Origin of the sequence: Pseudotenacibaculum haliotis, assembly GCF_042684245.1 — a bacterium.
Lineage (GTDB): Bacteria > Bacteroidota > Bacteroidia > Flavobacteriales > Flavobacteriaceae > Polaribacter > Polaribacter haliotis_A.
This window is the reverse complement of record NZ_JBHULH010000009.1, coordinates 70,553-79,328: the sequence shown is the minus strand read 5'-3', so window position 1 is coordinate 79,328 and position 8,776 is coordinate 70,553. Positions and strand designations below refer to the sequence as shown.

Genomic DNA, 8,776 nt, shown 5'->3' with positions numbered 1-8,776 from the left:
TCGTAGAAACAGGCTCTGTAGGAAGTGTTGAGATCGCTGCTGTACAAGCAACAATTGATGCTGCTTTGACTACTCCAAACAGCGAAACTATCATTCTTAAAATTGCCGATGATGCAAACTTTACAACCAATGTAAAACACATTCCGGTTACAACAAGAACGATAAACGGAGTAGCACACTATGTAGCTAACTTCGACTTTGATGGAACCAAATACTTCACCTATTCTGAGGTGTTGGGTATCTTCTGGAATGGAGATACAGTTACTGTAGGTGGTTTGAACTGGACAGGAGGAGCCGCTGCAAACTCTTCTCCTGCAACAGATGATATTGCCTCAGCTATTGATGGTGGAAAAGTACTAGTTGTAGATTCTGAAACATCACAAACCAATGCTATTTTAACAGCTAGTGCCAATGTAGAGTGTTTATGGGTAAAACCAAACACCAAGCTAGTTGTAAATGATGATCAATTTATCGAATTCAACCAAGATCTTTTATTAGAAGGTGAAATTAGATTAATTGGTGATGCGCAATTGGTACAATCACACACAGGACTTTCCAATGTACAAGGAAACGGAGTTATTTATAGAGATCAAGCTAGTAATACACCAAGTGTATATCGTTATAACTATTGGTCTTCACCGGTAGTAGCTGCACTTGGAAACACTACTTACTCTACTTCAACAGTTATGTTTGATGGGACTACTCCTACCTCAGAAAACTCTACCGCAACTGCTATCAATTGGGTAAACTATAACGGTACAGTAGCCTCTTTAAACAGTGCGCCTACCAATCCTATTACCATTGCAACTTGGTGGATCTATGCTTACTTTAACGGAACCACTAGAGCAGATTGGTCACAGCGATTAAGCACAGGAGCAATCAATATTGGTGAAGGATTCATTATGAAAAGTACCGGTAGAGCTCCACAGAACTTTACGTTTATGGGATCTCCAAATGACGGAACTATTACCAAGGTATTAACACCGGGTACAACCTCATTATTAGGAAACCCTTACCCAAGTGTGATTGACACGCAACAATTTATCTCAGATAACAGTGCTGTAATTGACGGAACACTATACTTCTGGGAACACCAAGGAGAAGCATCTACAACAACGCAAGTAGAAGGACATGCTACATTTGGTTATATTGGTGGATACTCGCAACGTAATGAAGCTATGGGAGTAGCTGCAAACTCTGTAACAGACGGTACAGCCGGATTAGGAGATGGAACCTATACTGCTCCGCCTCAATTCATTGCTGTTGGACAAGGATTCTTTGCATCTGCCCCTTCTAATAAAGGAGGTACATTAACTTTTGAAAATTCACACAGAACAGCAAGCACGAATAATATTTTCTTTAGAAATACTCCGGAAAACTTACCTAACTTCAAACTAGGAATGGATTACATTGATAACGGAATACGTTTTGATCCGAATACCGGAGATTTGGTAGCCACTCCTAATTTTGAAAACTTTGCCGTTCATAGGCAACTAGGTATCAACTTTAAACAAGGAAACGATTTTACTTATCAAAGTGGATTTGATAGTAGAACGTTTGATCTACAGCCTACCGATATGTTCTGGGACTTTGAAGAAATTGAAGAGAACCTGATCATTGCAGGAGTTGGAGCGTTAAGCGCTGAATTACAAATCCCACTAGGAATCCAAATACAAAGTGATGATCCAATAGCCATCATGATCGATGAAGTTGAGAATATGGACGGATATAACATCTATTTAGGAGATTTGGTAACAGGACTTTTATACAATTTGGAAGACCCTGTACAATTAGATCTTTCTAAAGGAACTTATACAGATCGTTTTGTATTACTCTTTGGAGGTACGGCTTTAAGTAACGATGAGAATCCTTTATTACAAGGTTTCCACGTATTCATGAACAACAGAACTGATCAGATCATTATTAGAAACAATAATAATTCTGTGATCAAGAAAGTAGAATTATTTAATATTCTTGGACAACCTGTTCATGTTTGGAAAGACTTAGATCAAGGAACAGAACATCAATTAGATGTATATGCTCCTACAGCTATCTATATTGTAAAAGTAACTACAGATAAAGGTGAGATAACTCGTAAGATCGCAGTTGACTGACCTTAGAAATCATACTATAAGAAAAGAGCTGCTTACTTAAGCAGCTCTTTTAGTTTTTGAATAGTATAATCTATTTCTTCTTTTGTTGTATTCCTACTAAAAGAAAAGCGTACAGAGGTGAGATCTTCATCCTCTTTATGTAGAATCTCATTCAGCACATGTGAACCGACATTACTTCCGCTCTGACAAGCACTTCCTCCAGAAACTGCAATTCCATTAAGATCTAAACTAAATAATAACATATCATTTGTTACAGGCAACAACACATTTAATATAGTGCAACTGCTTTTTTGTAAATCTGAAGAATCTCCGTTGAAACGAACTTCAGAATTCAGTTCTTTCAACTCATTCATAAAATATGCTTTCAGTTTATTCATATGCTCTTTATCCTCCTCTAAAGTCGCTATTGCCAGCAACAACGCCTTTTCCATTCCTAAAATACTATGCACATTCTCTGTACTAGATCTGGCTCCTTTCTCTTGATCTCCTCCATGCAGCATTGGTTTTATTCCAAAACCTTTTTTGAAATAGGCAAAACCTACTCCTTTTGGTCCGTGAAATTTATGTGCACTGGCTGTAATAAAATCAACCGGAAGAGATTGTAAATCTATCTGATAATGACCTATGGCCTGTACTGTATCTGAGTGAAACAATGCTTGGTTTTCCTGACATATTCTAGAGACTTCATCCATAGGAAGAATATTACCAATCTCATTATTGATATACATCAAGCTTACCAAGGTCTTTCTATCTGAATTTTGAAGCATACTTTTCAGTTCGTCTAACTGAATATTTCCTTTCTCATCTACTCCTAAGTATGCTACTTCAATCCCATATTCAGCAACTAAAAAATCGATCGTATGAAGCACAGCGTGGTGTTCTATTTTTGTACTGATGATCCTAGTAACTTCCAAATTGGTTACAGCATTATGAAGAATCAAGTTATCTGCTTCAGTTCCTCCGGCAGTAAAAATAATTTCAGCTGCTGTTACATTAAACACTTTGGCAATGCTCTTACGTGCATTCTCAACAATGTTCTTAGCCTTTCTACCAAATTGGTGTGTAGAGGATGGGTTTCCAAAATTCTCCTGCATAGACGTATGCATTACGTCAATCACTTGTGGATCGATGGGTGTAGTAGCTGCATTGTCTAAATAAATATGTTTCATTCTGCAAAAGTATTTATTAATTATGACTTTGGGTTTTGAAATATATAAACTTCTGTTGCACCTAATCCATACTTTTGAAAAGAGGCATCATAAAAATCAACAGGGTATTTTTTAAATAAGTAACCCAGTTCGCTCTTGAGTACTCCTTCTCCTACTCCATGAATAAAGACAACTTTAGAAAACCTGTTTGCTATTGCATACTCTAGTTTTCTCTTTGCAGTTTCAACCTGCAAGCTTAGCATACTGTAATTGTCCATTCCTTTCGTACTGTCTACCAATTGATTGATATGCAGGTCTACTTCAAAAACTACACCTTCCTTTGTCTTTTTATGCAGACTTACTTTTTTAGTTTTCTCTGAGATCTTATCCTTTAAAAGAGGATTGTTAATGTCTGAAAATTTGCTCAGTTCATTTTGATCTTCATTCAACAAAATCAACTCGTTTTTACGGAACTGATATACCATCCCCTCAGCATCCTGAATATCAACAACTTCACCATTCAAAGCTGTTATAACTCCTTGTAAAACATCATCTACAACTGCTACTTTAGTGCCAATTATAAAACGCATTCTTAACCTTTAATTAATATTTAAAACTAAGGCTTAGTCCTAACTTTGCAACAAAAGTAAGAAGATGATCAAGACTGAAGTTACTAAGACAAAAAATTTCTTTGAGAACAGTCATAGAAATATAACCATAAACGAAAATAGAAAAGAGTTACTCTCTAGAATAGCAGATAAGATCGTTGAGATTTACAATGCTCATAACGGGCATGTAAATATTAATTTTATCTGTACTCACAACTCAAGAAGAAGTCAATTGGGTCAAGTATGGGCCTTCTTTGCAAGTCGTTATTTTGATTTGAATATTACTCCTTTTTCTGGTGGAACAGAGGTTACAGCTTTTCATAGAAATACCGTAAGAACTTTAAAGGATGTTGGATTTACATTTAATGTAAAAGAATTCTCACATCAAAACCCTGTATATCAGGTTACATTTGAAGGAACAGATGATTTTATTCTAGGGTTCTCTAAGGCTTTTGACCACAGTGTAAACAAGACTCCATATATTGTAATTACAACTTGCGACAGTGCAGATGAGAATTGTCCTTTTATTCCGGAAGCCATTCACAGATTCCATTTGCCTTATATGGATCCAAAATATGCAGATAATACTCCAGAGCAAGATGCTGCTTACTTAAAAACAAATGAAGAAGTAGCTTCTGAGATGTATTTTATCTTCGAAAAAGTAAAGTTAAGCCTCTAATTAAATTTCTATATCCTTATCGTAAGGAATTCTCTTAAGTAAGTGATTCAAAGCATTGACACGTGCGTCTGTCTTTCTGTTTGCCTTGATGATCTTCCATGGAGAATTAGAAGTGTTCGTTTTTTCGAACATGGCGTTTTTATACTCTGTATATTTCTCCCATAATTCTTGAGCTTTTTCATCTACAGGCGACATTTTCCATTGCTTTAATGGATCGTTTTTGATTTCATCAAAACGCTTGGCTTGCTCTTTTTTAGAGATAGACATATAAACCTTTACCAAATGAATTCCTGAATCGAGTAACATACGCTCAAAATCGTTGACCTGTGTCATAAAGATCTCATATTCTTCTTGAGTACAGAAATCATTGACAGGTTCTACAACTGCTCTGTTGTACCAACTACGGTTAAAGAAAACAATCTCACCGGCTTTAGGTAACTGTTGTACATATCGCTGAAAATACCACTGTGTTTGTTCGTCTTCTGAAGGTTTAGGTAAAGCCACAATTCTCATATGTCTTGGATTGATACGCTCCGTAATTCTTCGGATTGCACCACCTTTTCCTGCTGCATCCCTTCCTTCAAAAATAACAACAATACGTTCATCGTTATCAATAGCCCAAGTTTGCAACTTGATCATCTCTGTTTGCAGCTTCTTAAGCTTACGTTCGTAGTCTATATAACGTAAAGCTCTATCAACATTAATAGGTTCCCTAGAAAGCAATGTTATCAATGCTTTATTGGAATTTAGCTTTTTAAGCTCTAAAGGTGTTAGTTCTTCTCTATTCATATCAATCTATCTGAAATGCTGATCTATAGTAACGCATTACTACGTTAGGATCTGGCGTTAATGTTGTTAAAGCATCACTTTTGCCGTCGTAGTTAAAACTAGAAAGCACATATCTCATGGCTTCCAGCCTTGCTATTTTTTTATTGTTCGTTTTGATGATCATCCAAGGACAATAGGAAGTATGAGTTTTACTAAACATCTGCTCTTTGTAAAACGTGTATTTATCCCAAAGTTCTTGTCCTTTCTTATCTACAGGACTAAACTTCCAACGCTTTAAAGGATTTGCATTTCTGGCATCGAATCTTCTCAATTGTTCATCTTTAGAAATAGACAACCAAAATTTGATTACGATTAGTCCGTCTTCATAAAGCATGTGTTCAAATTCTGGAACCTGAACCAAAAACTCTTTGTACTCTTTATTGGTACAAAAGCCCATAACAGGTTCTACAACCGCTCTGTTGTACCAACTTCTGTCAAAAAATACAATCTCTCCAGGGTTGGGTAACTCTTTGATATATCGTTGAAAATACCATTGTCCTTTTTCTACATTGGTAGGTTTGTTCAAAGCAACCAAACGCGAAGAACGAGGATTCAGGTGCTCCATAAACCTTCTGATGTTTCCTCCTTTACCTGCTGCATCTCTCCCTTCAAAAATGACGGCTACTCTTTTGTTTTCCTTCAAAATCCATTGCTGTAGCTTTACCAATTCTATTTGCAGGTGTCTTAATTGTCTTTCATAACTTAAAGTATCCACAATCTTTTGATGTGGAATCCCTTTCAGTTTCATAGCAGAGATAAGTTCCTCTGGAGAAGATGATTTTAAAAAATCATCGGAATCTAACATAGGTTTCGGGTCTGTCATTTCAAATTTTATGAGAGGCTTAAAATTATTACTTTTTTTTAACACATAATACAAGTTCTCATATTATTAACATATCCTATATTTGCTCTGAACTATTTGCTTATTTTCCCTCATGAGAATACCTTTTTTTCTACTTTTCATTTTTGTAAGTACTTCTATTTTTTCTCAACAAAAATTTTCTAAAGAGTTTAGCTTTATCACAGATAATGATCTTTATGTTTCCGGAGTTAAAGATCAATACTATACCAATGGAATCTTTATGAGTTATAGGTATCTTTCAAAAAATCCGGGAAAGCTCAGCAAAAAGATCTATGAGCTACAGTTAGGGCATGAAATTTATACTCCGTTCAAATCTACAGTACTTTTTATTTCAGAACATGACCGTCCTTTTGCTGCTCATTTGTATGGAAGTCTTGGTATTGTTAGAGCTTATAAAAATCGCTCTATCTTAAAAACCAATGTGCTTCTTGGAATTTTAGGAGAAGATGCTTTAGGAAAAGAGTTGCAGAACTTCATTCATGATATCTATAACTTTAGAACTCCTGTGGGCTGGAGATATCAGATCAGAAATACTCTCTCGTTAAATTTCGATGTCGAGTATATCAAATCACTAGGAACCAATTCTACGGAGCATTTTGATATCAACTTTATCAGTAAACTTAGATTGGGTACTATTTTTAATGAAGGAACGGTAGGTTTTATGGGACGTATTGGTTTTAAACAACTACAACCTATTGACAATTCTATTGCTTTTGGCACACATCTTAATAACGAAGATACTTCGTATACCAGAGGTATAGAATCTTTTCTTTTTTATAAAACCTCTTTAAGCTTGGTGTTATATGATGCCACCATTCAAGGAAGTTTATTTAATGATGATAGTCCTATAACTTTTGATCCTAGATCTTTACGTTTCGATTTTCAACTAGGTTACCAGTTTACAGCCAACAAGTGGCATTTTGGTTATGTATACCACTACCACAGCAACAAGTTATCTAACTTAAGAAGAGATAAAGGAAACGATTACGGTCGTATATTTATCAATTACTTATTCAACTAATCCTCAAAGTACTCTTCCTTAAAACCAATCAGGTAAAGCTTTTCTTTTGCTCTGGTTACAGCTGTATACAACCATCTTAAATATTCTTTAGAAGGTCCTTCCGGCAAATACGGTTGTTCTATAAAAATAGTTTTCCACTGTCCCCCTTGTGATTTATGACAAGTGATAGCATAGGAGAATTTTACCTGTAGAGCATTAAAATATTTGTTCTTTTTAACTCCTAAAAGTTGTTTGTATTTTGACTTCTCATGAGCAAAGTCTTCTCTTACAGCTTCGTAAAGCTTGTTAGATTCTTCATAACTCAAAGAAGGAGATTCACTGGTTAAGGTGTCTAATAAAAGAACCGTATCAAAAGGTTTTTGATCCGGATAATCTATCATTCGTATCTGAACTTCGGCAAATCTAAATCCGTAGAGTTCTTTGATGGAGTATATTCTAAGAATCTCACAAGTATCTCCATTGGCTATAAATCCGGCTGCAGAAGAGTCTTTTAACCAGAAGTAATTGTTCTTTACTACCATCACATAATCACCTGTAGAGATCTCATTTTCTTGCCCTCTTATCTTAGATCGTATCTGTTGGTTGTATTGATTGGCTCTTTTGTTTGATCTTACAATAAAAGCCGTGTCTTCTACCCCGTCATTGTCATAAGAAGATGTAATAGCATCTTGAATGTCATAACCATCAACCAATCTAACAACATCCGGAAAGCTTAAATTGAATTGGAAGTGCGTTGAGTCGTTTTCTATAAGTGTTCTCAATAAAGTTGCATTGGCCAAAATACCTGAATCTTCATGCTGACGAGTTACTTCATTCAGTTCTATCTCTTTTACGCTTTTACGATAATCGATCTCCAATCTATCTTGCTCAAGAGCAGGACTTACAGATAGTTTTACCGGTGGTAATTGTGCGGTATCTCCAATCAAAACCAATTTACATTGGTGTCCTGAATACACATAAGAAATTAGATCATCCAACAGAGAACCATTCTCAAACAGCTTAGAGTTTTGAGGTCTGTCCGGAATCATAGAAGCTTCATCTACAATAAAAATTGTATTTGTATGCTTGTTGGGTTGCAAAACAAAATCTACAGAACCGTTTTGCTGCTTCTTTGGAAAATATATTTTCTTATGAATGGTTAATGCTTGCCTTCTTGAATAACCGGAAATAACTTTAGCGGCTCTTCCTGTTGGTGCCAACAAAACAGCTTTTGTACCCGTACGCCAAAGGTTGTTTACCAAAGTACTTATAGTGGTTGTTTTTCCTGTTCCTGCATATCCTTTAAGAAGGAACAATGACTGATTGTCTTTAGAAAAAATAAAGTCCACCAATAAATGGAACAATTCTTGTTGTTTATGGGTAGGTTCGTACGGGAATTTTTGCATTAATTCCCTATGAAAATCGGGAGCGTTTTTTAACATAAAAATTTAAAACGTTAAAGATACAGCGATTTATATTCAAAAGTTTTTATCGTTAAAAAAAAATTGTAGATTTGTGAGCGTACTATTAAAAATTA

8 protein-coding genes are annotated in these 8,776 nt (G+C 35.5%); 3 read left to right on the top strand and 5 right to left on the bottom strand.

All coding sequences use genetic code 11. The features are described from left to right. Positions 1-2,114, top strand: a 2,114-nt coding sequence (locus ACFSRZ_RS13665) for a T9SS type A sorting domain-containing protein (protein ID WP_379667125.1), incomplete at its 5' end; no start/stop codon positions are given. A gap of 32 nt (positions 2,115-2,146) precedes the next feature. Here ACFSRZ_RS13665 and ACFSRZ_RS13660 read toward each other — a convergent pair. Both ACFSRZ_RS13660 and ACFSRZ_RS13655 read right to left on the bottom strand, forming a co-directional pair. Further along, positions 2,147-3,283: a cysteine desulfurase family protein gene (locus tag ACFSRZ_RS13660; RefSeq protein ID WP_379667124.1), complete on the bottom strand. Its 1,137-nt coding sequence runs from the start codon at positions 3,281-3,283 to the stop codon at positions 2,147-2,149. 20 nt (positions 3,284-3,303) lie between these two features. Beyond that, the gene (locus ACFSRZ_RS13655; protein ID WP_379667123.1) at positions 3,304-3,852 is read right to left on the bottom strand and encodes a DNA mismatch repair protein MutS; all 549 of its coding nucleotides are present in this window, start codon (positions 3,850-3,852) and stop codon (positions 3,304-3,306) included. A 64-nt stretch (positions 3,853-3,916) separates the two neighbouring features. Between ACFSRZ_RS13655 and ACFSRZ_RS13650 the strand changes: the two genes are divergently transcribed. Beyond that, complete coding sequence (locus tag ACFSRZ_RS13650) at positions 3,917-4,549, top strand: hypothetical protein (RefSeq protein WP_379667122.1); 633 nt, start codon at positions 3,917-3,919, stop codon at positions 4,547-4,549. Here ACFSRZ_RS13650 and ppk2 (ACFSRZ_RS13645) read toward each other — a convergent pair whose 3' ends face one another. Beyond that, positions 4,550-5,338 carry a polyphosphate kinase 2 gene (gene ppk2 / locus ACFSRZ_RS13645; protein ID WP_379667121.1) on the bottom strand — a complete coding sequence of 263 codons (789 nt, stop codon included), beginning with the start codon at positions 5,336-5,338 and terminating at the stop codon, positions 4,550-4,552. A gap of 1 nt (position 5,339) precedes the next feature. Then, entirely contained in the window at positions 5,340-6,125 is a 786-nt protein-coding gene (ppk2, locus tag ACFSRZ_RS13640; RefSeq protein WP_379667127.1) for a polyphosphate kinase 2, read from the bottom strand. A 187-nt stretch (positions 6,126-6,312) separates the two neighbouring features. On the opposite strand from ppk2 (ACFSRZ_RS13640), the gene ACFSRZ_RS13635 reads away from it, so the two are divergent. Continuing rightward, the gene (locus ACFSRZ_RS13635) at positions 6,313-7,260 is read left to right on the top strand and encodes a lipid A deacylase LpxR family protein (RefSeq protein ID WP_379667120.1); all 948 of its coding nucleotides are present in this window, start codon (positions 6,313-6,315) and stop codon (positions 7,258-7,260) included. Here ACFSRZ_RS13635 and ACFSRZ_RS13630 read toward each other — a convergent pair. Next, positions 7,257-8,681: an ATP-dependent DNA helicase gene (locus ACFSRZ_RS13630; protein ID WP_379667119.1), complete on the bottom strand. Its 1,425-nt coding sequence runs from the start codon at positions 8,679-8,681 to the stop codon at positions 7,257-7,259. The two genes, ACFSRZ_RS13635 and ACFSRZ_RS13630, sit on opposite strands and share 4 nt — an antisense overlap. Positions 8,682-8,776: the final 95 nt, after the last annotated feature.

Excerpts from the sequence above, each read along its gene's own strand:
- ACFSRZ_RS13660 (WP_379667124.1), bottom strand. The coding sequence starts at position 3,283 with ATGAAACATATTTATTTAGACAATGCAGCTACTACACCCATCGATCCA.
- ACFSRZ_RS13655 (WP_379667123.1), bottom strand. The coding sequence starts at position 3,852 with ATGCGTTTTATAATTGGCACTAAAGTAGCAGTTGTAGATGATGTTTTA.
- ACFSRZ_RS13650 (WP_379667122.1), top strand. The coding sequence starts at position 3,917 with ATGATCAAGACTGAAGTTACTAAGACAAAAAATTTCTTTGAGAACAGT.
- ppk2 (WP_379667121.1), bottom strand. The coding sequence starts at position 5,338 with ATGAATAGAGAAGAACTAACACCTTTAGAGCTTAAAAAGCTAAATTCC.
- ppk2 (WP_379667127.1), bottom strand. The coding sequence starts at position 6,125 with ATGAAACTGAAAGGGATTCCACATCAAAAGATTGTGGATACTTTAAGT.
- ACFSRZ_RS13635 (WP_379667120.1), top strand. The coding sequence starts at position 6,313 with ATGAGAATACCTTTTTTTCTACTTTTCATTTTTGTAAGTACTTCTATT.
- ACFSRZ_RS13630 (WP_379667119.1), bottom strand. The coding sequence starts at position 8,681 with ATGTTAAAAAACGCTCCCGATTTTCATAGGGAATTAATGCAAAAATTC.